This is a genomic window from Flavivirga algicola, assembly GCF_012910715.1.
In the GTDB taxonomy this organism is placed as follows: Bacteria; Bacteroidota; Bacteroidia; order Flavobacteriales; family Flavobacteriaceae; genus Flavivirga; species Flavivirga algicola.
Genome location: NZ_JABBHF010000006.1, coordinates 139,492 through 164,747, shown reverse-complemented (window position 1 = coordinate 164,747; position 25,256 = coordinate 139,492). Strand labels below are relative to the sequence as shown.

Genomic DNA, 25,256 nt, shown 5'->3' with positions numbered 1-25,256 from the left:
AATGACCAAACAAGAAAGAGTAAACTTTGTTATTAATACATTAAATGAGTTTTATCCAGAAATACCCATCCCTTTAGACCACAAAGACCCGTATACGCTGCTAATAGCGGTATTAATGTCGGCTCAAAGCACCGATGTTAGGGTAAATAAAATAACCCCGTTACTCTTTGAAAAAGCCGACAACCCATACGATATGGTTAAACTTTCTGTGGAAGAAATAAGAGATATTATAAAGCCAGTTGGTTTATCACCAATGAAAAGCAAGGGCATTCATGGTCTGTCAAAAATACTTATAGAAAAACATCATGGCGACGTACCGCAAAACTTTGAAGCCTTAGAAGCCCTGCCAGCCGTGGGACACAAAACAGCTAGTGTTGTTATGTCTCAAGCTTTTGGTGTTCCTGCTTTTCCAGTAGACACCCATATACATAGATTAATGTACAGATGGAATTTGAGCAATGGTAAAAATGTGGTTCAAACAGAAAAAGACGCCAAGAGATTGTTTCCAAAAGAGCTATGGAACGATTTACATCTTCAAATTATATGGTATGGTAGAGAGTATTCTCCTGCACGAGGTTGGAATTTGGATAAAGACATTATCACAAAGACAATTGGAAGGCAGTCAATTATAAATGAGTACAATAAATTAAAAAAGTCCTAATATATGATATTAGGACTTTTTGAAAACTTAGTTTAGAAGCGCTTCAAACTTCAATTTATTACAATTTATAACACTTAAAGCCTTAGAGTAATTTAGAAGAAAATTAACCGTTTCTTCTCTCGGTTCTTGTTCATTTAAATCTTTAATAGAATTTTTAGAGTAAATTTTTGCCATGTTATCTTTTTAAGGGTTTATTCAAAAATATAAACGCAGCAAAATTTACTTTATTGCATCAATTTGTTAAAACAATATTATGCTTTTCTATAATCTTTCTTAAATTGATTAAAGCATAACGCATTCTTCCTAGTGCAGTGTTAATACTAACGCCTGTTCTGTCTGAAATTTCTTTAAAACTCATGTCGTTATAAATGCGCATTAACAATACTTCTTTCTGGTCCTCAGGTAGTTCATCCACTAAACGTCTTACGTCTGTTTCAACCTGTTCTTTAATGATGCTTTTTTCTGCATTTAAGCTTGTATCACTTAACACAGAAAAGATGCTAAACTCTCCTGCATTATCAAACTTTGGCATTCTTTTGTTTTTTCTAAAAAAATCAATGACCAAATTATGAGAAATACGCATTACCCATGGTAAAAACTTTCCTTCCTCGTTGTACGATCCACGTTTAAGTGTTCGAATTACTTTTATAAAAGTATCTTGAAAGATATCTTCAGCAATATCTCTATCGTAAACCTTAGAGTAAATAAAACTATAAATTTTCTGTTTGTGTCTGGTGATAAGTATTTCTAAAGCGCTTTCATCACCTTTAATGTAGTTACTAACTAGATTAGCATCTGAAATAATTTCGTATTGCATAATAATTACTTTTAGTGCATCGAAGAGGGCTTCTTTGCTTGGGGTTACATGTTTAAAAGTAATATTTTGCTATAGGCGAGAGTGGATTTGTTGTTGATTAATGAATTCAAATATAACAACAATCATTCCTAAAAAACAAAAATTAATCACTTTTTTTAATATTTATTTACAATTTGATGCATTTTTTAAGCTGAAATACTTATAGTATCTTTGCAAAATTATTCCTTTAAAAAGCCTATGAATACTAACATTTCTGAAGTAAGCCCTAAAGAAAACATTATTATTAAAGGGGCCAAATTGCATAATTTAAAAAATATAGATGTTGTGATACCCAGAAATAAGTTGGTGGTTATTACTGGCTTATCAGGGTCTGGGAAGTCTAGTTTGGCCTTCGACACACTATATGCGGAAGGACAAAGACGTTATGTGGAAAGCTTGTCAAGCTATGCACGTCAATTTTTAGGCAGGTTAAATAAACCAAAAGTAGACTATATTAAAGGAATTGCACCAGCTATAGCCATTGAGCAAAAAGTAAACTCAACCAACCCACGTTCAACCGTTGGCACAACTACAGAGATTTATGATTATTTAAAACTATTATTTGCCAGAATTGGAAAAACCTACTCTCCAGTCTCTGGCAACGAAGTAAAAAAAGATACGGTTACCGATGTCTTAAATTATTTGAAAACGTTTCCTGAAAGAGAAAAGCTCCTACTCCTCGCTCCTATTCATTTGGAAGAAGGCCGCAACATGCAGGATAAGCTTAAAGCCCTTCAACAGCAAGGCTATGCAAGAATTAAAATAAAAGATACTGTTGTTCGAATTGATGAAGTTGACACATCTTTAGATGAGGAAAATATTTTATTAGTAGTTGATAGGATTATTATTAAAGATGAAGAAGATTTCCTTAACAGACTTGCAGATGCCATACAAACCGCTTTTTTTGAAGGTAAGGGAGCATGTATTATAGAAACTTTGAGCGACAGTAAGCAACGCATTTTTAGTAATAGATTTGAATTGGATGGTATTAGCTTTTTAGAACCTAACGTGCACCTATTCAGCTTTAATAATCCATATGGTGCTTGTCCCAAATGTGAAGGTTATGGTGATATTATTGGTATTGATGACGATTTGGTAATCCCAAATACAGGTCTTTCTATTTATGAAAATGCTATTTTTCCATGGCGTGGTGAGAGTATGAGTTGGTACAGAGACCAATTGGTGAACAATTCTCATAAATTTGACTTCCCTATTCATAAGCCATATTTTGAGTTGAATGATGCCCAAAAACAACTTATCTGGAACGGAAATCAGTATTTCGAAGGATTAAATTCGTTTTTCGCAGAATTAGAATCTAAAGCATATAAAATTCAAAATCGTGTCATGTTATCCCGTTACCGTGGAAAAACAAAATGCAAGGCATGTCAAGGAAAACGTCTGCGTATCGAAGCAACTTATGTAAAAGTGGGCGGTGCTACCATTACCGATCTGGTCGAAATGCCTTTAAATAAATTAGCAAACTTTTTTAAGCAACTGGAATTAAACGATTACGACACACAAATAGCAGATAGACTTTTAAAAGAGATAAATAACAGATTATCATTTCTGGCCAATGTTGGCTTAGGATATTTAACACTTAATAGAAAATCAAATACCCTATCTGGTGGTGAAAGTCAGCGTATTAATCTGGCTACCTCTTTAGGAAGCAGCCTGGTAGGTTCTATGTATATATTGGATGAACCTAGTATTGGTCTACACCCTAAAGACACCGAACGGTTAATTTCTGTATTAAAATCGTTACGCGATTTAGGAAATACAGTGATTGTGGTTGAACATGATGAAGATATTATGGTTGCTGCCGATAATATTATAGATATTGGTCCTGAAGCGGGCACTTTTGGAGGCCATGTGGTTGCAAATGGTAATTACACCGATATTCTGGCGTCAAACTCATTAACTGCACAATATTTAAATGAATCGCTAAAAATTGAAGTACCTGAAAAACGTAGAACCTCAAAGTATTATGTAGATATAAAAGGAGCCCGTGAAAACAATTTAAAGAATATTGATGTGCGTTTTCCTCTAGGAATGCTCACTGTTGTTACTGGGGTTTCTGGTAGTGGAAAAAGCACACTGATTAAAAAGATATTATATCCAGCTTTACAAAAGAAATTAACCGATTTTGGTGACAAACCAGGTCAGTTTACAAGCCTTGAAGGAAATTTTAGCAATATCAAGCTTATTGAGTTTGTTGACCAAAACCCTATCGGACGCTCATCACGTTCCAACCCAGTCACCTATATAAAAGCTTATGATGATATAAGAGCATTGTTTTCAAAACAGAAGTTAAGCGCTATAAGAAATTATCAGGCAAAACATTTTTCTTTTAATGTAGATGGCGGTCGTTGTGAGACTTGCAAAGGTGAAGGTGAAGTAACTATTGAAATGCAATTCATGGCCGATGTACATCTGGAATGTGAAACCTGCAAAGGAAAACGATTTAAAAAAGAGGTACTAGAAGTTACATTTGGCGACAAAAGTATTGACGATATTTTAAATTTAACGATAGATGATGCCATCGAGTTTTTTGAGGCTCATAACCAAACTAAAATAAAAAACAAGTTGCAACCTTTGCAAGATGTCGGTCTGGGCTATGTAACCTTGGGGCAAAGCTCTTCTACCCTTTCAGGTGGTGAAGCACAGCGTATAAAACTAGCATCTTTTCTAGGTAAAGGTCGTAATAAAGACAAAGCGCTTTTTATTTTTGACGAACCTACCACTGGTCTTCATTTTCATGATATCCAAAAACTTTTAAAGTCATTTAATGCTTTAATTAATAATGGGCATTCTATTATAGTTGTGGAACATAACTTAGAACTTATTAAGTGTGCTGATTACATTATAGACTTAGGTCCCGAAGGAGGAGAAACAGGCGGAAACCTTGTTGCTAATGGTACACCTGAAGATATCATTAAAACTAAAGCTTCAGAAACCGGAAAATTCTTAAAAGACAAACTTTAATAATATCCTTTCCTTATGTTTAATAAAAAAAGAAACCTACCAAAGCAAGTATAACAACTGCTATTGGAATGACAAACATTAAATAAACAAAACTTGAAATGCATGTTTTTATAAAGCTCAAAAACCATCCGTGATTATAAAAACGTTTAATAGCGACCAATAAATAGAAAAAGGTCGATACTACAAGTAGCCAATCAATCCAATCTGGAATGAGTAAAAAACTATTAACGATTAGAATTAAACTAAAGACAGTGAATAAAAATGAGAAAAAGTAAAAGCTAAAAACCAAATGATGCGCATAACTTCCCCTCTTATAAAATAGCAGCTTTAAAATAAAAGCAAAAATTGGCAATAGAACAAAAAGCGAAATCGGAATGGTGTCGTAAACAGCTTGTAAAATTTGTCCCCCGTTGCGTTGTTTGTAAAACTTAAGTGCTTGCCCATGGAATTTTCTAGTAATATAACCAGCATCTTCTTCCATCCCCATAGCTCTATAAATCTTAGTTTCACTAGCATTAATGGCTATTAAAGAGTCTACCTTATTTTGATCAAAATCAAAAGATAATGCTTCAGCATTTGTCGTTTCTGTATTAGATTTAATTATAGAATCCAAAGCCTCAACTTGCTCATGTTTCATCCCAGGAATCCCCTTCTCTTTTAAAGGTAATAAAATACTATCCAATTTCACGGAATCCAAAGCCTGTTGCGCTTTTTGTTTAGTACTATCAGAAATTAAAGGAGTATCCAGGGTTTTCTTTAAAACTGAATCTAAATCTTGCACCTGCTCCCTGACTACTATGGTCGATAACAAAAAGAAAAAAACCACAGAGACAAATAAGTATAATTGGGCTGGGTGTAAATACAATAAACGTTTACCTTCAATAAACTTTTTCGCTAAATACCCTGGCCTAAACAATAGTGGCAAAAAACTCTTGAAAAAACGCGCATCAAAAGAAAAATAATTACTTATTGTATTATAAAATAAAAGACCAACAGTAAGGTCTTCCTTGGTTTGCTGTCCACAATGCGGACAAAACTTAAATGTTTTTTCAAATTGATTCTCGCAATTTTTACAAGTCTCGAGTTCGCTTTTCATTAAAATGATTGGTTTGTATAAAAATAAGAATTTTTGTAAAAACACCTATGAATTAAAACAATATTGATAAATAAAATGCAATATAATACTGAAGGATATCTCCTTATATTAAGTTGGATTACTATAATTTTTTGCCTTACTCTATGCCTAAAACGACAATTACCACATAAGATTCTAAATATCAGACATTTGTATTTTTGGCACGCAAATTGAATACCATTAGACAATAGCGTAAGCCGAAAAGCTAAAGAGTAGGCAGAATTCAACCCCATAAAATCATGAAAACAAAAATTACCCTATTAAGTATTTGCCTTTTTTTAATTGCAGCCTCTGGGTTTTCCCAGAAAAAAACAGCTCCAAAAAGTATCATAAGTAAAAATATAGGCATAAAGAAGTATCACGACGGTGATGAACTAGAACGTATGCAAAAAGGCCAGTTACTAGACTTGTATGTAGAAAGGATTGAAGTTTTAACCAATATATTACCTTACATAGCTTTTGCCACAAAACCTGGTGTTACTATGTCTACTTTAGGTATTCCTAATAGTAATGATAACAGAAAAGCACTTGATAACCAAATTGAAAACACCGATAATTACGTAAAAAACACGATCGAGTTTCAAAAAGCGATTTTACCATACTCTGATAAAGAGAACTTAGTGGCAGCTGTTTTGTTTTATGAAGAAATAATGAAATCCATTCATTCTTACGATGAGTACAACTAATAGTACTCATTACATATAAAAATCACCAAACAATAAAATAGCGTAAGCCGAAAAGCTAAAGAGTAGGCATAATAATTAATCCTATAATTATGAAAAGATTAGTACTATTATTTGCAGGTTTGTTAATAGGATTAACAACTGTATCCGCAACAGAACTACACCATCCAAAAACAAAAGACTATTTAAACACTACCAAATATTACCGCTATGCACAACCTATTATGTTTATGGAACGTGGTGTTGAGTTTTTGATTTTTCCTGATGGAAGTTTTGATTTTAACACAAATGCTTACAGTGATTATTATAAGGCCTCACATTACAAAAGAAACTCAAGAAGAGGGTTGGTAGATGCCACCTATGGTATACGAAACAAAAGACACAAATATAATAATCCTTACCGCTACAATAGAGGGTTTTCTATTTCGCATGACAGAGATGGTAAAGTGAGACGTATAGGTAATGTCTACTTAAATTATGACAGGTTCGGAAAAATTAAACGTATAGGATCTGTATATATGAGCTACAGACATGGGCGCTACATGGTATTAAATCAGGTTGGCGGACTACAAGTGCGTTACAATCGTTGGGGAGAAATTATAAATACTCGAGGTCAGGTAAAAAGACATGATGATTACTGTAATTTTTGCGGTGTACAATCTTGCACTACAGAACATGCGTTTGAATACAGGGATAGGCATCATGATGATGACAACTATTACTATTACAAAAAGAACGGCAAAGTCAAAAAACAGCCAAAAAGAAAATAATAAGTTATTTTTATAATAAAAGGGCCCCCAATTAACTTGGTGCCCTTTTATATTTGTTTGAAGAGTAGTTATTATTTATTTTACTTAACAAATTTTAATGTTCCCTCTTTGGTTGATAAAATATACAAACCTGACTTTAAGGATGCGACACTGATTTCTTCAGCATTAGCAATCTCACCTTCTAAAACTTCCTGACCTAATAAATTATAAATTGAATAACCGCTATCAATTCTATCCTTAATAACTATAGCATCTTTAGATGCGCTATAAAAAGACTGTAATTTGTTTTTATTGAAGTCTTCTGTTGATAATATAGCATCAATTTCCGCCTGACTACGTATGTAAACTAACGTTGGATCGCTAGCGTTATCTCCTCCATATATGGTAGAGCCACCATCTGGAGTGTATGCCAAATACGTTAAGATTCTGTAAGTCAAAGTTGCATTTGCTGAACTTAATTCAGCATCCGCAGGAATTGTATAATTAGCCGTAACAACACCGCCAGTTCCTGCTCCTGGGTATGCATAATCGTTTGGCTGCGCAACAGTTTCATTGGCCCAGACCCCATTAACAACGTCATGATTAGCTATGGCTTCATCCTGAAGCCCTGCTAAAATAAAATCAAATGCATCTTGAACGCCTCCTGTTGAGCCCATCGTGTAAGTCATTTCTATAGTAATTGCATCTCCTGGTTTAAAGGTAACTGCATCCTCTCCATTAATTTGATAATTTGATTTATTAGACCAAACAAATGTAGGCTCTACTCGTTGGGCTATTGCGGAAGACCCCATTATCAATAAAAGCAATAAAGTAATTTTTCTCATATCTATAAAGTTTAAGTTAATTTATTGATATAAAATTAATTTATAACTCCTTTTTTTGTGTCATTAACAACTTTACATAAACTTGTCAATAAAAAAAATACCTGTAAAAAAACTTGACAAAAACTTGACAAAACTCTAAAAATCAATTTTTTACATCAAAAAACTTTAAGGATACACAAAAATCCACTTTGTCTTTTTGAATTTTAGTTGACCACAATACTTATTCAGCCCTCATTATTATACCAAATATTTTTGGCACGCTGTTTGTAATTGATAGAATATATTCATCCATTAAAACAAATTATTATGAAAAAGTATATATTCTTAGTAGCTAGTTTAATCCTTATGGGGTTTACTACTAACGCAGCCACAACCAATACATCAAATACAACATCTATTTATAACAGAGGTTATGGCAACTCTTTCATATTTATTGAAAACGGTATCGAATTTTCGATATTTAGAGATGGTCAATTTGACTTTAATATACAACGTTATTGTTCCTCAAATGTAAATGTCTCAATCGGAACCCCAAACATTAACTTTAGTTTTAATTCTGGATATGATTACGATGCTTATGTACAATATGATGAGTTTGGAGCGATCATTCAAATAGAAAATACACCTATCTATTACGATTATTATGGACGTGTAAACCGTGTGGGCGATGTAAATATCTTCTACAATAGTTTCGGATACGTAAACCGTGTGGGAGGCTTATATGTACACTACAACAGATACAACCGTTTTTCGCATTGTTCAGGATTTATTAACGTATACAACAGACGTTATGTTTACAGACCTTGGCATCGTTACTATAGCGTTCCTGCTTATGACTACTGCGTAGTTTACAACAGACCATACAGACAATACTACAGACCTGTACGCTATGTTTACAATAGGCCCTTCTACAATAATTATCGACCAAGAACAGCAATTGCTAGTAGACGTGGTCAAACCATAAGAAGAAATAGAAGTTATGCCACAGTAAATAGAAGTACTCGAAATGTTACACGAATAAATAGGAATGCTAACTCCAGAAGAAGTATCGCTCAAAACAATAACACAAGACGCTACAGCGCTACCAATAGGAATTCTGGCAGAAATTATTCAACAGGAAACAGAAATATTACCAGACGCAACAATTCTAACATAAATAGAAACACAAGAAACAATCCTACAATCATCAGAAACAATAAAACGGTTATTAGACGCAATAACAACACTGTTAAAAACACAAGAAATCACACCCAAAGAAACCAAATAAAAAGAACCAGAGAAAATGCTAATAACACCGTTAAATATCAAACCAATAAAGTAAGAACAAATACTCGTGAGCGTAAAAATATAGTTACTCAAAAACCAAGAACACAAAACTCACGTACATATAATAGAAACAATAATAATATTAGAAATACAAAACGTGTAGCAACTCAACGTCCTGTTCAAAATAGATCCAGAGTAACACAACAAAGAAGTGTTAATAGACCCTCTCAAGGTAACAGACAAAGAGCTACTCAAAGCAGAAGTAAATCTAGTAATTACAATACAAGATCGACTAGTAGAAGACGATCATAACAATTTTGGTTGGTTAGTTTGGAAAGCCCTACGATATGTTTGCCTCAAAGCGACATCGTGGGGTTTTCTGTTTACTTGACCTTTAAATAACGTTCTATCAATGCAGATATATCCTCAGAAAACTTAAGCCTGTAAACCACAAACACATACATCAGGGTAAGTAAAACAGACTTCAAAGCAATATTGATAATAGGATTAAAAGGAAATTCCCAAAAATAGAACAACAACGCACTTAAAAGTATTAAACCTGTTATTTGAAGTGTATCTGTCGTGAAAGGGTGTATTTTAAATTTTCTGTAAACAAAAAGTAATTTTATGGAATTATATGCAAAGATAGCCAAAGAAGTCGCTAAAGCCGCTCCATTAATTCCCAATAAAGGAATGAAGACCATATTTAGTACGATCATCAAAATAACCAGGACAACACCAAAAAACAGAACCATCCTATAATAATCACTATTAAACAAAATAGCATTGTTACTACCCAAAAAGGCATCATACAACCTGGATAAACCAATTATAAACACCACAAAGAGTCCGCCACTAAACTCTTCTGGAATTATATAGTACAGTTGGTTTATGTTTAATATGATTAAAAGGAATATAAACCCGCTAATAATATACAGATTCAACGAACTCTTTTTGTACAGGTCTTCTAGAGCATCAAAGTCTTTTTCATTTAAATACTTAGCAGATAAAGGTAATAGTATTTGGTGCATGGACCGTTGAGGGACAGCAATAACTGTAGCTATAAAAATAGCCACATTATAATATGCAATTTCTTCAATTTGGATGTAATGCCCCAGCATGACTTTGTCTACATCTAAAAGAATGGTGACTATAGATCCTGCTATAATTATTAAAAAAGAGTACTTGAAAATATTTTTTAAACCATTTATTCGTCTAAATGTTATAACAGGTAGTTTGATGCTAAATGCATATACATTCATAATAAGCATTCTTAGGACATAAACACCAACCAACCCCAGCATAAACTGTTCCACATTAACAATTTCAAAATGTAATAAGAATAACAATACCATAGTCGCAACACGATGAAAAACTTCTTTCATAAAGTTTCCAAATACGGTTTGTAATTGCACTTTAGCCCAGGCAAAAAACACTTCAAAATAAGCCAGTGCAAGCGCTATGATTATAATATGCCATAAATACCCTTTAATGATGCTGTTTTTCTGGGATAAAAAATCACCAATCATATCGTAACACACATAACTAATAACACTTAAAGGCACCGTGATTAAAAAAGGCAAAAACAACATAAGTGTTAAAAAGCTATTCAGCGATATACGTGTTTTAAAAGATGAATAAAATTTAACCAGCGTATTATGTGCCCCAAAAGCCATGATAGGCATAATAACATATGCCAGAGATAGCATATACCCTACCATTCCATAATACTCATCACTTAAGAATTTTGTATAAAGGAACAGGGTATTAATGGCTCCTATAAAAAAACCTAGATAGGTTGAGATAACATTTTTAAAAGATTGCGAAGCAACTATACCCATGAATTCTTTAGTCATTAAACTCTAAGTTCCAAAATATTAAGAATTGAGACTTAGAATTTGAAGTTTTATTATTTAATCAACTCAGCTAACCGCATGGTTAACTGTTTTCTGCTATATTTTTGCAAGCCAATAGGATGCGATTGTAAGCTTTTATTTTGAAACGCTTTATAATGCCCCAAGATAGTTGTTTTTAGTGACTCGTAATCGTCGTAACCAAAATAAGCACCTGTATTGGTTTGTTTGATGATCTTTTCAACATCTGAATCTTTAGGGCCTACAGCTATAATAGGTCTATTTGAAACCATGTATTCAAATAGTTTTCCTGGAATAATACATTTCGTATCTTCCGAATCTATTTCAATTAGCAATAATACTTGTGATTTTTTCTGAAACACAATTGCTTCTTTATGTGAAATATACCCCACCTCATTAACACGATTACTTAAATTATTTTTTTTAATAGAATTCAATACATCTTCACTAACAGCCCCAATAAAATTAAGTTCCAAATCTTTTGAAAAATCATTATATTCTTTTATGAGATCACGCAACACTTCCCATAAAATTTCCGGATTTCGTTTTGATAGCAAAGAACCTATATGTGCCATTGAGAATTTTGAATCTAGCTTGAATTCATTAACAGGTTCGTAATCGTATCCATTTGTAATGACTTCTATGGGGCGGCCAGTTATTTTTTGAAAATCAGCTTTAGTTGTAAAACTCGTTACAATTAACTGGTCTGCCGTATTTAAAACCTGCTTTTCTAAAGCTATGTGTTTTTCTTTCGAAATCTTTGTTAGTTTTAGCTGTTTATGGTAGCCAATGGTCGTCCATGGATCCCTAAAATCGGCCAACCACTTTACTTCTAACCTTTCCTTTAACCGCAAACCTATAAGATGCATACTGTGCGGAGGGCCTGTGGTTATTATAGTATCTATATTGTTTTGTGTAATATATTGCTCAAGATAAGTCACTGAAGGTTTCACCCAACCAATTCGAGCGTCAGGTATAAAAAAATTACCTCTAACATAAAGCATGATCTTTTCGATAAAACTTTGTTTTTTATTATCTGAAATAATCCCCTTGCTAATTGTTTTTGATGATTTTTTTGAAAAAATCCCCGCTAATTTATACGGTTCTTTTATAGGTTGCTTTAGAATGGTGACTTTATCTGAAATTTCAGAGATTAAACTCTCATCTATTAAAGGGTAATTGGGGTTTTCTGGAATATAAATAATAGGGTCTATATCAAATCCTGGTAAATATTTAACAAACTTCAACCAACGCTGAACTCCAGGACCACCAGCTGGTGGCCAATAATAAGTTATTATAAGTACTTTTTTTTTCATCTTGTCATTCCTACGAAGGCAGGAATCTTAAAAAACTGAAACTAGATATTAACATAATAGATCCCCGTGTTTTTACAGAAATCACTGCATATCATTCCTTTTAAGCCCGTAAAATAAGCCTCCAAGCAACAATATCCCAAACAAAATAGAACTTGCTAAAGCAATGCGGCTCCCTGTCTTAACAACATCTGGATCAAACTTAAATTCTACAGTGTGTACTCCTGCTGGCAAAGACATACCTCGTAGTGTATAATTAACACGTATATGCGAAGCTTCTTCACCATTAACAAAAGTTTTCCAGCCATTACCGTAATACACTTCAGAAAAGACCACAAACCCATCATTTGAGTTTTTGGACTTATACTTTAAGTAGTTTGGCTTAACTTCCATCAAATCAATAGAGGCTAACGAGTCAACTATATAGTTCGGCTTCAGATCTTTTAGCTCTTCCAAGGCTTTATGGGGTGAATAAATAGCCTTGACCTTATTAGGCAAACTATCTAATTGTTTAATTTCCTCATTTGTAGACGCCACCATTTCTAAGTTTTTCACAAACCAGGCATTACCATTTGCTTCATGGTTTTCATATGCAAAAACCCTTTCTTTTTCATCTGATGCAATTATATACTTAGCATTAAGCATATTGAGTACGTTAAAATTGTCTCTCAATACATAAAAATCAAAAACTTCTCTATATCGTTTTAATTCAGCAGCATTGTAGCCATTTAAAGAATTGTGAAAATATGAAGGCTTAGAAGGTCCCGAAACTAGATCGTGTACTCTAAAATGTGTTTTATCTTTTAAGATTTTTTTATCCGCTTCATTAGCCTGAAATGGTTTGTTTACTTTGATGGCGGATACAAAATCATCATTATTAACATAACGTCTGTTCACGCCAACCAAATCAAAAAGAATTAATGCACTAAATGCAACGATTACCCATTTCTCCTTAAGCTTATCGCGTAAAAACATAAAAATAACACCCGCAGACAATAATACTAAAACCAATGTCCGTAGTGTATCTTGTGTAAAGATACTTTTTCTGTCTTCCTTAAGTGCCCTAACAAAATCCGGACCGTAAGCCTGTATATATTGACCGTCATTAGTACGAACAAAATCAAATAACGACGATTTGAATACCAAGAATACAATTGCTATACCTCCAGTTATAATACTAGTATATTTTAAAGCTTTCAGTTTTTCTTCTTTCTTTTCAAAATCATTGAACAATCGTGTCAGTCCAACAATAGCCAATACTGGAATACATAGCTCCAATAAAACCTGAATAGAGCTAACCGCTCTAAACTTGTTGTAAAGTGGCACATAATCAATAAAGAAATTTGTTAGAAATCCTAAGTTCTTACCATAAGAGAGCAATAACGATAACGAGACTCCTCCTACCAGCCACCATTTTAGCCGCCCTTTTACAAGAAATAAGGCAAACACGAATAAAAACAGAACTACTGCCCCCACATAGGCTGGTGCTTCAACTATAGGCTGCTTTCCCCAATACATGGGCGCTTGTTTGGACGCTTCCAACGCTTGCGTTGTGCTGGCACCTAGCTTCCTGTAAGCCTCATATGTTGCCGAATCTTTGCCTAAATCTTCATAGCTACCCCCTCCCATAAATCTGGGGATAAAAAGATTGAAAGTTTCTGCAATACCATAACTAAACTGCGTAATATAATCCCTATCCAAACCAGAGGTTACTGGTTTTGGCGAGCCATCAGGGTTTATGGTTAACTCGCTTTTTCCTCGAGTACTTTCTTTCACATATTCCTGTGTTGCCAAAATATTTGTAGCATTTAAAGCTACTGAAAGAACAACAGCAGCAATTAAAATACCTATCGATTTAAAATAATGCGGTAATATCTTTTTTCTATAAGCATCAATCAAATAAGCTATCCCTAAAACAATAACCAACAGTAATAAATAGTAGGTCATTTGAAAATGGTTAGCCACTAGCTCCAAGCCCATAGCTACAGTGGTTAGCAAAAAACCTGATATATATTTTTTCTGAAAAACAAGCAAAATACCACTTAAAACCAAAGGCATATAAGCTATAGCATGCGCCTTGCTGTTATGTCCAACCCCTAAAATAATAATTAAATACGTTGAAAAACCAAAGGCTATAGCTCCTAAGGTTGCAAGTTTAAAATCAATTTTTAAAACCAATAACAGTATGTAAAAACCTAACAAATAAAGAAATAGATAATCTGCTGGTCTGGGTAAAAACCGAAGTGCTAAATCCAGTTTTTTAATATAATTATGCGGGTACCTCGCTCCTAGTTGATAAGTCGGCATACCTCCAAACGCACTATTGGTCCAATACGTTTCTTCTCCGGTTTCCGCTTTAAAATCCTTTTGTTGCTTACTCATGCCTATGTATTGCATGATATCGCTTTGAAATATCTGCTTCCCTTTTAAAACGGGGTTAAAATAAGCTAGTGAAAGTATTACAAAACCCGCTAAAACTAATAAATGGGGAACTACTCTTTTAATTGAAAATTGCATGAAAGTAAATTAAGAACAATGTTTGTGAAAATTAATCAATTTCTTCATAATCTACATAGTCACCAACATTTTTATTTGAGGTTTTAGTTTTTGGTATCTTATCTATGGTAACTTCTCCTTCTTTTTTTGGTTTTTCTTGTTGTTGCCTAAACTGCCCAAACTGATCACCAAAACGTTGTTCTGCTTTTTTAGCAACATACTTAACAAGAAATGGAGCAAATAAACGTGATAGGATTTTTATTCCAAAGTAAATAAGAAGAATGATCAATACCATTCTAACAAAACCTGTTACAGATGCAAATTGTAGCATAAAAATTATTTTTAACAAAAATACAATTCTATACGCTTAAAAAACGTTCAAAAATGATAAAAAAAGTATAAAATATCTATATTTGAAAAAGTCTTTGAACTTAGGATATAACAACAGTGTATTGCCAATGTGCTACTGGTTGCAAACTAAAACCTTAATTATGAACCCAATGAAATCTGCTTTTTGCTTTTTATTGACTTTAATTTCAATTCAAGCATACGGTCAATATACCGATGTTATTAACTCTAATAGACCTGGTGTGTCCCGAAGTGCCTTTTCGGTAGGCACCAACGTTATACAACTTGAAGTAGGCCCTTACATAATCAATGAAAAAAGAACACCAGCTGCAGCATATAAAGCGTCTGGATTTGGAATTGATTTTGCAGCGAGATATGGCCTGCTACTTGAAGAATTAGAACTAAACATTGAAGGAACTTACCAAAATGACACAAAAACCTTTACGTCAAATTTATCTGCAGAAGAAAAACGATCTAATTTTAAAGCCATAACCATTGGCGCTAAATATTTGGTGTACGACCCTTATAAAAACTCAGAAGAAAAGAAGCCCAACCTGTATAGCTGGAAAGCCAACCATAGCTTTAAATGGAGCTCATTAATCCCTGCTGTTTCTGTATATCTTGGAGCAAACTTCGATTCTAAAGACAATCCTTATACAGCTCCTGGAATTGAAGGTTTTAGCCCTAAAGTAATGATCGCAACTCAAAACAATTTTGCTGGAGGCTGGGTATTTGTTATGAACTTAATAAAGGATAGAATTGGATCTGATCAATCAGATTTTCAATATATTTTAACATTAACACATTCATTCAGCCCTCAATGGGTTATATTTGGCGAAACACAGGGTATTCAAAGCGATTTTTATGCCGACAACCTTTTTAGGTTTGGAGGTGCCTATTTATGGGGAAGAAATCTTCAGCTGGATACCGCCCTAACATTTAACACAAAGGATACACCTTCGGTTTTTGGTGTAAACTTTGGAGTATCCTATAGGTTGGATTTTCATAAAGATAAAGAAATTAAGGACGAAGACATAAATAATGGCAATTCAGCCAAAGAAGAAGGAAAAAGAAAATCTAGACGCAATAAAAAAGACAAGAAAAAGAATGATGGCGATGATACAGATAAAACAAAAAAACGAAAACGAGACGATATTGATTTTGACAATGAATAAAGAATTCCTTAAAACCAATATTCCTAACACAAATACATGAAATATTAATCTAGCTTTAACCATTTGGTCAAAAATTAAAATTCTTTATTTAGATTCCCGTTTTCACTGGAATGACAATTTCAGCGGAAACCTCGACGCTCAGCATCGAGGAGTTTTTTTCGATTAAAAATATAAACAGCTATCATAACATATGATAATACTCAAAGAAGTGCATAAAAAAAGGGATTTAAAAGCTTTTGTAAAGTTCCCCTTTAAGCTCAATAAAGATTCCAAATATTGGGTACCTCCAATTATTAGTGAAGAAGTTAAAACTTTCAACAAAAAAGAAAACCCCGTATTCAATGATGCTGAGGCCAGGTTGTTTTTAGCATATAAAGGCAAAGAAATTGTTGGCCGTGTAGCCGCTATAATCAATTGGTTGGAAGTAAAAGATCAAACCTTAAAAAAAATGCGTTTTGGTTGGTTTGATGTTATTGACGATGTTAATGTTACAAAGGCTTTGCTTGATAAGGTCACTGAAATTGGAAAAGAAAACAATCTTGAATTTATAGAGGGGCCCGTTGGCTTTTCGAACCTTGACAAGGTAGGTGTTGTCACTGAAGGATTTGATCAAATAGGGAGTATGATTACATGGCACAATCCGCCATATTATGCTTCTCATTTTGAAAAACTAGACTATGATGTTGCAAAAACGTATTCTGAGAATATCATGGAGTTTAAAAACATTAAATCCGATTTTTTCTCGAGAATGCAAGGGATTATAAAGAAACGCTATGGGTTAAGAGCCTTGAACTTTACGAAAAATAAAGACATCTTACCATATACGGATGAAATGTTTGATGTCTTTTCGAAATCACATGCCGTTCTTTCCTCTTTTGTTGAAATAAATGACGAGCAACGCGAATATTTCAAGAAAAAATTTATCGGTTTCCTCAACCCTGAATATGTAAAGTTTGTTTTAGACAAAGATGACAAGCTAGTTGGTTTTGGAATTGTAACGCCTTCTTATGCTGAAGCTTTACAAAAAATGAAAGGCAAACTGTTTCCGTTTGGGATAAAACATTTATTACATGCTAAAAAGCATTCCAAAACTGTAACCTTTTATTTAATTGGCATTTTACCTGAGTACCAAAACAAAGGTGTTACAGCAATTATTTTTGATGAATTCCACAAAACATTTACTGAAAAAGGTATTGAATTGTGCGTAAGAGGCCCTGAATTAGATGATAATGTTGCTATCCAACAAATATGGAAACATTTTCAACCTGTTGTGAATAAAAGGCGCTGCACATTTAGAAAAGATATTACATAAAAAAATCCGATTCATAATTGAATCGGATTTTTCATCTATATTATGAAATATACTATTCGCCCATTGCTGCCATTACTGAAGCAGATAAACGCTTGTATGTTCCATTTTCGAGTCGGGATCTTATAGCTTCAAAAGCCGCTAAAGTTTCCGATACATCTTCTAAAGTATGGGTTGCCGTAGGTATCAATCTTAATAAAATTAACCCTTTAGGTATTACTGGGTAAACAACTATAGAGCAGAAGATTCCGTAATTTTCACGCAGATCTCTTACTAAAGCCATAGCCTCCGGAATACTTCCTTTTAGGTACACAGGTGTCACACAACTTTGTGTGGTTCCTATATCGAACCCTCGATCTTTTAATCCAGATTGTAAAGCATTTACATTTTCCCAAAGCTTGTTTTTAAGCTCTGGCATAGTTTTAAGCATCTCCAAACGCTTTAAAGCACCAACAACCAATTGCATTTGCAATGATTTAGCAAACATTTGGGAACGCAAGTTATATTTTAAATAATCAATTATTTCTTGATCTCCAGCAATAAACGCCCCAGTACTTGCTAACGACTTGGCAAATGTTGCAAAATAGACATCAATATCATCCTGTACGCCTTGCTCCTCTCCTGCTCCTGCTCCAGTAGCTCCCAATGTACCAAACCCATGCGCATCATCAACAAATAACCTGAAATTATATTTCTTCTTAAGAGCTGCAATTTCTTTTAATCTCCCCTGCTCTCCTCGCATTCCAAAAACCCCCTCAGAGATCACTAAAATACCTCCCCCTGTTTGTTCTGCCATTTTTGTGGCTCTTTCCAGGTTTTTCTCTAAACTTTCAACATCGTTATGCTTGTAGGTAAAACGCTTGCCCATATGCAAACGAACACCATCAATAATACAAGCATGTGCATCTACATCATAAACAATAATATCGTCTTTAGCAACTAAAGCGTCAATGGTAGATACCATACCCTGATACCCAAAATTCAGCAAATATGCAGCTTCTTTATTTACAAACGATGCTAACTCATCTTGTAATTTTTCATGTAAATCTGTATGTCCAGACATCATTCTAGCCCCCATTGGATATGCAGAACCGTATTGAGCAGCAGCTTCAGCATCTACTTTTCTTACTTCTGGATGGTTAGCTAACCCTAAATAATCATTAATACTCCAAGTAATTACATCTTTTCCTTGAAATTTCATACGATTAGAAATTTCTCCTTCTAATTTAGGGAATACAAAGTAGCCTTCAGCTTGGGAAGCCCATTTACCTAGTGGCCCTTTGTCCTTATAAATCTTTTCAAATAAATCCTTCATTTATTATAATCTTATAGCTATTAAAATTCAGACATAGCCACGTGCTTGTAGCTGCTTTTGAGGGAAAACAAAAACAAATTAGAATGTTTTAGTATATTTCATGAAAGCTTTCTGTCCTTAGTTAGTTATTGCAAAATTAAATATTTATATGGTTTGAACATAATTTTTTACCGTCCAATTATTGATAAAATAAAAAAAGAGATGGTATTTTGCTTTAACAACAAAACATCATCTCCTTTAATGATAGTAATTATGCTATTTTATATATTGAATATTTTGTGCAGCAGCTTCATTTTTACTATCAAAAAAGCCTTGTTCGTTCATCCATTTATCACTGTATACCTTACTCATGTAACGTGAACCATGATCTGGAAAGATCACAACAATATTATCATCTTTTTTAAACTCTCCTTGTTCGCCTAACTGCATGATAGCTTGCATGGCTGCTCCAGATGTGTAACCAACAAACATACCCTCAGATTTAGCTATTAATCTGGCCGTATGTGCACTTTCTTCATCTGTTACTTTTATAAATTCATCAACAACATCAAAATCTGTAGCAGTTGGGATTAAATTTTTCCCTAAGCCTTCAATTCTATATGGATAAATTTCTTTTTCATCAAACTCTCTGGTTTCATGATACTTTTTAATAACAGAACCAAAAGCGTCTACTCCTATCACTTTCACGTTAGGGTTTTGTTCTTTTAAATACCTTGCTGTACCCGATATGGTACCACCAGTTCCGCTACATGCCACAAGATGTGTTATTTTACCTTCTGTTTGTTTCCAAATTTCTGGACCTGTAGATTTATAATGTGCATCAATATTTAACTCATTAAAATATTGATTGATATAGACAGATCCTTTTATCTCTTCATGTAAACGTTTTGCTACCTGATAATATGACCTAGGATCATCTGCACTTACATGTGCTGGACACACATAAACTTTAGCTCCCATAGTCTTAAGCATATCGATTTTATCTGCTGAAGATTTAGAACTTACAGCTAAAACGCAATCGTATCCCTTAATAATACTTACCATAGCTATACTAAACCCAGTATTCCCAGATGTCGTTTCTATAATAGTATCACCTGGTGATAAGATCCCTTTTTTCTCTGCTTGCTCTATAATATAAAGTGCTATTCTATCTTTTGAAGAATGCCCAGGATTAAAAGATTCTACTTTTGCATAAAAGTTCCCTTTAAACTCTGAGGCTATTTTATTAAGCTTAATAAGTGGGGTCTGACCTATTAAATCTAATACATTGTCAAAAACCTTATTTTTGTGTTTCATAAATGCTTTTTATAAGCTTCGGTAATATTACTAAAAATATTTGTAACCTAAAACCTGACAAAAATAAAACATTTTTTTATATTACCTATAAATTCCCTCTAAATCTAATAAAAAAGCATATTCTAAGGCTATTTCTTTCAAACTTTCAAAACGCCCTGATGCACCTCCATGTCCAGAATTCATATCTGTATGCAACAATAGTTTATTGGCATCTGTTTTTAATTCCCTTAATTTGGCAACCCATTTTGCTGGCTCCCAATACTGTACCTGCGAATCGTGCAAGCCTGTAGTCACTAACATATTAGGATAATGTTTGGCTTCAACATTATCATATGGAGAATATGACTTCATATAGTTGTAATAATCTACATCATTAGGATTTCCCCATTCATCATATTCTCCCGTTGTTAAAGGGATACTGTCATCTAACATCGTTGTAACAACATCTACAAATGGAACTGCTGCTAAAATCCCATTGTAAAGCTCAGAATTCATATTAATTACCGCTCCCATCAACAATCCACCAGCAGAGCCTCCATATGCATATAAATGCTTATTTGATGTATATTTTTGTTCTATTAAATATTTTGAACAATCTATAAAATCATAAAATGTATTTAATTTGCTAAGTAGTTTTCCGTTTTCATACCATGACCTCCCTAAATACTCCCCACCGCGTATATGAGCAATGGCATAAATAAAACCTCTATCTAACAAACTTAACCGAATACTCGAAAATGAAGGATCGACAGTCGAACCGTAGGAACCGTAGGCATATTGCAATAATGGATTCGTTCCATCTAATTGAATTCCTTTTTTATACACTAAAGAAATAGGTACTTTTAAGCCATCTCTTGCTGTTGCCCAAATTCTTTTGGATTCATAGTTGTTTTTATCAAATTCCCCTCCTAAAATAGCCTGCTCCTTCTTGACTTCTTTTATTTTGGACTTAAAATTGTAATCAATTACAGAACTTGGTGAAGTTAGTGAGTTAAAACCGTATCGTAATATGTCACTATCAAAATCGACGTTGTTACCTATAAACACGGTATAAGTCTCGGAATCGAATGGTAGTCTATAGTCTTCGGTCCCATCCCAACTTATAACTCTCAAATTATTGAGTCCATTTTCACGTTCATTGATTACCAAATAGTCCTTAAAAATCTCTATATCTTCTAATAAAACGGTTTCTCTGTGTGGAATAACTTCCTGCCAATATGCCTTCTGAGTTGCTGTTTCTTTGGTTTTAAGCAGCTTAAAATTGGTGGCTCCATCACTATTGGTTATAATATAAAAATGATCTTTGTAATGAGAAATATTATATTCCAATTCGCGAATACGCTCCTGAAAAACTTTGAATTCATCATCAGGGGTATCAGCATTAAGTATTCTATATTCTGTAGTTAAGGTACTTGAAGCCCCAATGACAATATACTTTCTCGATTTTGTTTTATATACAAATGTGTTAAAGGTTTCATCCTTTTCATGGAAAACAGTTACATCTTCTTTTACTTCCGAATGTAATTTATGCTTAAAAATTTTATGCGAACGTAATGTCACTTCATCTTTAATAGTATAAAACAAAGTCTTATTATCATTAGCCCATGTTGCCGATCCTGTTGTATTTAAAATTTTATCTGGATAAATTTCTCCAGTTATCAAATTTTTGATTTGAATGCTGTACTGTCTCCTCCCAATAACATCTGTAGCAAATGCCGCTAAAGTGTTATTGGGGCTTATAGCGATACCTCCCAAGTTAAAATAAGCATGTTCCTTGGCCATATCGTTGCAATCGAACAAAAGTTCTTCTACGGCATCTAGGTTTTCTTTTTTACGCACATAAAGCGGGTAATCCTTATCTTTTTCATAACGCGTTATGTACCAATAGCCATTAAGCTTGTAAGGCACCGACATATCATCTTCTTTTATCCTGCCTTTCATTTCTTCAAAAAGTTCTTTTTGAAAGGTTTCTGTATGCTGCATCATACCTTTTGTATAATCGTTTTCAGCATTTAAATAATCTATAACTTCAGGATTTTCTCTTTTGCTTAACCAATAATAGTCATCAATGCGTATGTCGCCATGCATTGAAAGTTCCTTTGTTTTTTTTATAGCTACTGGGGGGTGGATCGTGTTTTTCAAAAAAGGTAAATTTATTCTTAAAATTTAAGCTTTCAAAAATAGAAAAATTAAATAGTTTTGTAACGCAATAATCAATTTATAAAAAATATGTTTGGAGATATGATGAATATGATGGGTAAACTTAAGGAAGCCCAGAAAAAAGTTGAAGAGACTAAAAAGCGCTTGGACTCGGTTCTGGTTGATGAAACTAGTAGCGACAATAAACTTAAAGTCTCCCTTACAGCAAACCGTACGATCAAATCTATTGAAATTGATGACGAATTGCTTAATGACAAGGAACAGCTAGAGGATTACCTTATTCTTACCCTAAACAGAGCTATTGAAAAGGCCACAAAAATTAATGAGTCCGAATTGGCTGCGGCAGCAAAAGATGGTATGCCAAACATTCCTGGAATGGATATGTTTAAATGATACGCCCCTGTAAAACACTTAACAGCTTGTCATGCATTGTATCTGTGTAGTTTAGGTGTGTGACCATTCGTAATTTATTGCTCCCCATGCTTATAATATGGATGTCTTGATCGGCCAGTTTTTTTACAAAAGCATTTTCATTTACATCGATATTTAATTCGAAGATAACGATGTTCGTTTCAACGGGTTCTACAGCTTTAACTATTGAAGACTTTCTTAGAGCATCTCCAATTTCTTTCGCTTTTTTATGGTCTTCAGCTAGTCTTTCCACATGATTATCTAAAGCGTACAAGCCAGCAGCAGCTAAATAGCCCACTTGTCGCATATTTCCTCCAAAAATCTTTCTAATCCTTAAAGCGTGCTTCATAATTTCCGAGTCGCCTACCAAAACAGAACCTATAGGGCAACCTAAGCCTTTACTTAGGCATACCGAAATGGTATCAAAGATTTCCCCATATTGAACAGTTGTTTCGTTTTTAGCGACTAGTACATTCCATATACGAGCACCGTCCAAGTGAAATCCCAGATTCTTTTCGTCACAAATTGTTCTTATTTTTTTTATCTCATTTATATCCCAGCACGCACCACCACCTTTATTCGTCGTATTTTCAATCGCTACTAAACTTGTCTGGCTGTAATAATAGGCCTCAGGGTTTATCGCTTCTAAAACCTGCTCTGCTTTAAACATGCCTCGATTACCGTCTATCAACTTACAAGAAACGCCACTGTTAAAGGAGACTCCTCCAGACTCATAATTATAAATATGGGCATATTTATCGCAGATAACCTGATCTCCAGGGTTGGTATGCAACTTTAATGCAGTTTGGTTTGCCATCGTTCCACTAGGAAAAAACAAAGCATCACTTTTGCCAAATAGTTTAGCTACACGTTCCTCCAACTCATTAACCGTTGGATCTTCTCTAAATACATCATCTCCAACTTTGGCTTGCATCATAGCATCCAACATATCTTTTGTTGGTTTTGTAACCGTATCGCTTCTTAAATCTATTATCATCCTATAGTTATACGCTTGTAAATCTATAAAATATTTCTACTTAGCAGAAGTATATATTCTAATATTTTTTCAACTATAAAGTATTTAAATTCAATATAACGAAGAAATAAGAATTTTGTCTATTCATCGAGTTATTAAAGGGATTAACCTATTATATAATGTTTTATAAGTTTTCTGAATTAATTTTACAAATAGTTATTGCTATTAATAAAACTACTAACCATTTAATAATTAAATCATGAGAAGACACATTACATTTCTAATGGGGGCATGTCTGTTCTTTTTATCTTGTCAGGTAGAAAATATAGACACCCAAGCAACTTTGCAAGATTCCTCATTAACTGAGAAAAAAGAGAAAGAAAATCGTCCTCCTAAAATCGTAAAGGATTGCAAGGCAGTTAATTTAAATCGTTGTGATATCCCTGGGTACACATCAAATTTTTGGTGGCCGAATTTTGACACAGATTGGACTAATTTATTTGCTTCTACAGATGAACACCAGCTATATTATACAGAATATGATGATGGAACAGCAAATATAAAAGGGTCTACAGTCTTAGGCACCTGTATCGTAGAGGTTGATGTTTGGATTAAGGACAAAAAAGACTGGGCTACTTTTTCTGCCGAGGGCGGTAGCTTTAAAGACGAGCCTAATGATTGTACTAATGTAGTTAAAGAAGATCTTTACTATTATGTGATAGATTCTAGCAGAAGTACTATTACAGCTTCTGGTGGTGACTGCGTTGAAGAAGGTACATTTGGTGTTGAACAACGTCCAGACCCTAACGATGATACAACACCTCATTTTGGTGTTATAGTTGGCCCTGGAGCTGGCTTATTTGACAGTTCAGACACACAAGCATATGGATTAAGTACTTGGGGTTGGTTAATCAACGAAGATGGTGAACGTGCTTGGATATTGGATTTCAATTTCAACATTGAGTGCGAAGAGGCATGCGAAACGGCCTTTGCTAAAGGTAACAACGACAATGACTCTACATGTTTTATAGAAGATGGGTTTAATAGATGGGGATGGACTATAGGACCTCTTACTGAAGGCGAGTACACCTATGACATTTACGCTGGTGCTGGTCAATGCGATACCGATAAAGGTGAGTTAGTTGGTACCGTTGATGTAAAATACGACAATGGTGAAGTAACCGTGACTTATAATATAGATGACGAATATACTGTTAACGAAACCCATACTTACGCTGGAAAGAATAGCTATCCAACCAAAAATGGGGTAAATACCGTTGCTCCTGGGCAATATACTATTACACCTAATTTATCTGGTGAAATATATGTGATTGCTCATGCTGTGGTATGTGAATAGATAAAAAATACTTATTTGATTGAGTCAATAAAAGCTAGAGATATTTTCT

General features: G+C 33.9%; 21 protein-coding genes. 9 read left to right on the top strand and 12 right to left on the bottom strand.

Features of this window, described 5'->3' with window-relative positions; all coding sequences use genetic code 11:
* Window position 1 precedes the first annotated feature (1 nt).
* Window positions 2-661: an endonuclease III domain-containing protein gene (locus tag HHX25_RS11825; protein ID WP_169673515.1), complete on the top strand. Its 660-nt coding sequence runs from the start codon at window positions 2-4 to the stop codon at window positions 659-661.
* A gap of 27 nt (window positions 662-688) precedes the next feature.
* Here the strand turns inward: HHX25_RS11825 and HHX25_RS11820 are convergent, their stop codons facing one another.
* On the bottom strand, window positions 689-835 hold the full coding sequence (locus HHX25_RS11820) for a hypothetical protein (RefSeq protein WP_169673512.1): 147 nt from the start codon (window positions 833-835) through the stop codon (window positions 689-691).
* A 58-nt stretch (window positions 836-893) separates the two neighbouring features.
* Entirely contained in the window at window positions 894-1,478 is a 585-nt protein-coding gene (locus HHX25_RS11815) for an RNA polymerase sigma factor (RefSeq protein WP_169673509.1), read from the bottom strand.
* A gap of 237 nt (window positions 1,479-1,715) precedes the next feature.
* Here HHX25_RS11815 and uvrA point away from each other — a divergent pair, with 237 nt between their 5' ends.
* Window positions 1,716-4,499, top strand: coding sequence for an excinuclease ABC subunit UvrA (gene uvrA, locus HHX25_RS11810; RefSeq protein ID WP_169673506.1), 2,784 nt, complete (start codon window positions 1,716-1,718; stop codon window positions 4,497-4,499).
* Window positions 4,500-4,518: 19 nt separating this feature from the next.
* Here the strand turns inward: uvrA and HHX25_RS11805 are convergent, their stop codons facing one another.
* Window positions 4,519-5,595: a DUF3667 domain-containing protein gene (locus tag HHX25_RS11805; RefSeq protein WP_169673503.1), complete on the bottom strand. Its 1,077-nt coding sequence runs from the start codon at window positions 5,593-5,595 to the stop codon at window positions 4,519-4,521.
* 278 nt (window positions 5,596-5,873) lie between these two features.
* Here HHX25_RS11805 and HHX25_RS11800 point away from each other — a divergent pair, with 278 nt between their 5' ends.
* Both HHX25_RS11800 and HHX25_RS11795 read left to right on the top strand, forming a co-directional pair.
* A complete protein-coding gene (locus HHX25_RS11800; protein WP_169673500.1) occupies window positions 5,874-6,320 on the top strand; it encodes a hypothetical protein in 447 nt (148 codons plus the stop codon).
* 89 nt (window positions 6,321-6,409) lie between these two features.
* On the top strand, window positions 6,410-7,087 hold the full coding sequence (locus HHX25_RS11795) for a hypothetical protein (protein WP_169673497.1): 678 nt from the start codon (window positions 6,410-6,412) through the stop codon (window positions 7,085-7,087).
* Between the two features lie 80 nt (window positions 7,088-7,167).
* Here HHX25_RS11795 and HHX25_RS11790 read toward each other — a convergent pair whose 3' ends face one another.
* Window positions 7,168-7,911, bottom strand: a complete 744-nt coding sequence (locus HHX25_RS11790; RefSeq protein ID WP_169673494.1) for a T9SS type A sorting domain-containing protein — start codon at window positions 7,909-7,911, stop codon at window positions 7,168-7,170.
* Window positions 7,912-8,217: 306 nt separating this feature from the next.
* Between HHX25_RS11790 and HHX25_RS11785 the strand changes: the two genes are divergently transcribed.
* Entirely contained in the window at window positions 8,218-9,489 is a 1,272-nt protein-coding gene (locus HHX25_RS11785; RefSeq protein ID WP_169673491.1) for a hypothetical protein, read from the top strand.
* Between the two features lie 71 nt (window positions 9,490-9,560).
* Here the strand turns inward: HHX25_RS11785 and HHX25_RS11780 are convergent, their stop codons facing one another.
* The 4 genes from HHX25_RS11780 to HHX25_RS11765 form a co-directional block, all read right to left on the bottom strand.
* Window positions 9,561-11,033 (bottom strand): lipopolysaccharide biosynthesis protein, encoded by a 1,473-nt coding sequence (locus tag HHX25_RS11780; protein WP_317169082.1) that lies wholly within the window; start codon window positions 11,031-11,033, stop codon window positions 9,561-9,563.
* A 53-nt stretch (window positions 11,034-11,086) separates the two neighbouring features.
* Window positions 11,087-12,367: a glycosyltransferase family 4 protein gene (locus tag HHX25_RS11775; protein ID WP_169673488.1), complete on the bottom strand. Its 1,281-nt coding sequence runs from the start codon at window positions 12,365-12,367 to the stop codon at window positions 11,087-11,089.
* Between the two features lie 81 nt (window positions 12,368-12,448).
* On the bottom strand, window positions 12,449-14,881 hold the full coding sequence (locus HHX25_RS11770) for a YfhO family protein (protein WP_169673485.1): 2,433 nt from the start codon (window positions 14,879-14,881) through the stop codon (window positions 12,449-12,451).
* Window positions 14,882-14,912: 31 nt separating this feature from the next.
* Entirely contained in the window at window positions 14,913-15,191 is a 279-nt protein-coding gene (locus tag HHX25_RS11765; protein ID WP_169673482.1) for a DUF4834 family protein, read from the bottom strand.
* Between the two features lie 160 nt (window positions 15,192-15,351).
* Between HHX25_RS11765 and HHX25_RS11760 the strand changes: the two genes are divergently transcribed.
* Both HHX25_RS11760 and HHX25_RS11755 read left to right on the top strand, forming a co-directional pair.
* Window positions 15,352-16,383, top strand: coding sequence for a transporter (locus HHX25_RS11760; RefSeq protein ID WP_169673479.1), 1,032 nt, complete (start codon window positions 15,352-15,354; stop codon window positions 16,381-16,383).
* 190 nt (window positions 16,384-16,573) lie between these two features.
* The gene (locus HHX25_RS11755) at window positions 16,574-17,695 is read left to right on the top strand and encodes a GTP cyclohydrolase (RefSeq protein WP_169673476.1); all 1,122 of its coding nucleotides are present in this window, start codon (window positions 16,574-16,576) and stop codon (window positions 17,693-17,695) included.
* Window positions 17,696-17,747: 52 nt separating this feature from the next.
* Here the strand turns inward: HHX25_RS11755 and HHX25_RS11750 are convergent, their stop codons facing one another.
* The 3 genes from HHX25_RS11750 to HHX25_RS11740 all read right to left on the bottom strand — a co-directional run bounded on the left by HHX25_RS11750 (window position 17,748) and on the right by HHX25_RS11740 (window position 22,445).
* Complete coding sequence (locus HHX25_RS11750; protein ID WP_169673473.1) at window positions 17,748-19,007, bottom strand: aminotransferase class I/II-fold pyridoxal phosphate-dependent enzyme; 1,260 nt, start codon at window positions 19,005-19,007, stop codon at window positions 17,748-17,750.
* A gap of 255 nt (window positions 19,008-19,262) precedes the next feature.
* The gene (locus HHX25_RS11745; protein WP_169673470.1) at window positions 19,263-20,303 is read right to left on the bottom strand and encodes a PLP-dependent cysteine synthase family protein; all 1,041 of its coding nucleotides are present in this window, start codon (window positions 20,301-20,303) and stop codon (window positions 19,263-19,265) included.
* 81 nt (window positions 20,304-20,384) lie between these two features.
* A complete protein-coding gene (locus HHX25_RS11740) occupies window positions 20,385-22,445 on the bottom strand; it encodes a S9 family peptidase (protein WP_169673467.1) in 2,061 nt (686 codons plus the stop codon).
* A gap of 87 nt (window positions 22,446-22,532) precedes the next feature.
* Between HHX25_RS11740 and HHX25_RS11735 the strand changes: the two genes are divergently transcribed.
* Entirely contained in the window at window positions 22,533-22,856 is a 324-nt protein-coding gene (locus HHX25_RS11735; RefSeq protein WP_169673464.1) for a YbaB/EbfC family nucleoid-associated protein, read from the top strand.
* On the opposite strand, the gene HHX25_RS11730 is transcribed toward HHX25_RS11735, so the two are convergent.
* A complete protein-coding gene (locus tag HHX25_RS11730) occupies window positions 22,849-23,871 on the bottom strand; it encodes a threonine aldolase family protein (protein ID WP_169673461.1) in 1,023 nt (340 codons plus the stop codon). The genes HHX25_RS11735 and HHX25_RS11730 overlap by 8 nt on opposite strands.
* A gap of 238 nt (window positions 23,872-24,109) precedes the next feature.
* Here HHX25_RS11730 and HHX25_RS11725 point away from each other — a divergent pair, with 238 nt between their 5' ends.
* Window positions 24,110-25,207: a hypothetical protein gene (locus HHX25_RS11725; RefSeq protein WP_169673458.1), complete on the top strand. Its 1,098-nt coding sequence runs from the start codon at window positions 24,110-24,112 to the stop codon at window positions 25,205-25,207.
* Window positions 25,208-25,256: the final 49 nt, after the last annotated feature.

Excerpts from the sequence above, each read along its gene's own strand:
- HHX25_RS11815 (WP_169673509.1), bottom strand. The coding sequence starts at position 1,478 with ATGCAATACGAAATTATTTCAGATGCTAATCTAGTTAGTAACTACATT.
- HHX25_RS11765 (WP_169673482.1), bottom strand. The coding sequence starts at position 15,191 with ATGCTACAATTTGCATCTGTAACAGGTTTTGTTAGAATGGTATTGATC.
- HHX25_RS11725 (WP_169673458.1), top strand. The coding sequence starts at position 24,110 with ATGAGAAGACACATTACATTTCTAATGGGGGCATGTCTGTTCTTTTTA.
- HHX25_RS11780 (WP_317169082.1), bottom strand. The coding sequence starts at position 11,033 with ATGACTAAAGAATTCATGGGTATAGTTGCTTCGCAATCTTTTAAAAAT.
- HHX25_RS11800 (WP_169673500.1), top strand. The coding sequence starts at position 5,874 with ATGAAAACAAAAATTACCCTATTAAGTATTTGCCTTTTTTTAATTGCA.
- HHX25_RS11745 (WP_169673470.1), bottom strand. The coding sequence starts at position 20,303 with ATGAAACACAAAAATAAGGTTTTTGACAATGTATTAGATTTAATAGGT.
- HHX25_RS11750 (WP_169673473.1), bottom strand. The coding sequence starts at position 19,007 with ATGAAGGATTTATTTGAAAAGATTTATAAGGACAAAGGGCCACTAGGT.
- HHX25_RS11775 (WP_169673488.1), bottom strand. The coding sequence starts at position 12,367 with ATGAAAAAAAAAGTACTTATAATAACTTATTATTGGCCACCAGCTGGT.
- HHX25_RS11790 (WP_169673494.1), bottom strand. The coding sequence starts at position 7,911 with ATGAGAAAAATTACTTTATTGCTTTTATTGATAATGGGGTCTTCCGCA.
- uvrA (WP_169673506.1), top strand. The coding sequence starts at position 1,716 with ATGAATACTAACATTTCTGAAGTAAGCCCTAAAGAAAACATTATTATT.
- HHX25_RS11805 (WP_169673503.1), bottom strand. The coding sequence starts at position 5,595 with ATGAAAAGCGAACTCGAGACTTGTAAAAATTGCGAGAATCAATTTGAA.
- HHX25_RS11760 (WP_169673479.1), top strand. The coding sequence starts at position 15,352 with ATGAACCCAATGAAATCTGCTTTTTGCTTTTTATTGACTTTAATTTCA.
- HHX25_RS11730 (WP_169673461.1), bottom strand. The coding sequence starts at position 23,871 with ATGATAATAGATTTAAGAAGCGATACGGTTACAAAACCAACAAAAGAT.
- HHX25_RS11755 (WP_169673476.1), top strand. The coding sequence starts at position 16,574 with ATGATAATACTCAAAGAAGTGCATAAAAAAAGGGATTTAAAAGCTTTT.
- HHX25_RS11735 (WP_169673464.1), top strand. The coding sequence starts at position 22,533 with ATGTTTGGAGATATGATGAATATGATGGGTAAACTTAAGGAAGCCCAG.
- HHX25_RS11795 (WP_169673497.1), top strand. The coding sequence starts at position 6,410 with ATGAAAAGATTAGTACTATTATTTGCAGGTTTGTTAATAGGATTAACA.
- HHX25_RS11825 (WP_169673515.1), top strand. The coding sequence starts at position 2 with ATGACCAAACAAGAAAGAGTAAACTTTGTTATTAATACATTAAATGAG.
- HHX25_RS11820 (WP_169673512.1), bottom strand. The coding sequence starts at position 835 with ATGGCAAAAATTTACTCTAAAAATTCTATTAAAGATTTAAATGAACAA.
- HHX25_RS11785 (WP_169673491.1), top strand. The coding sequence starts at position 8,218 with ATGAAAAAGTATATATTCTTAGTAGCTAGTTTAATCCTTATGGGGTTT.
- HHX25_RS11770 (WP_169673485.1), bottom strand. The coding sequence starts at position 14,881 with ATGCAATTTTCAATTAAAAGAGTAGTTCCCCATTTATTAGTTTTAGCG.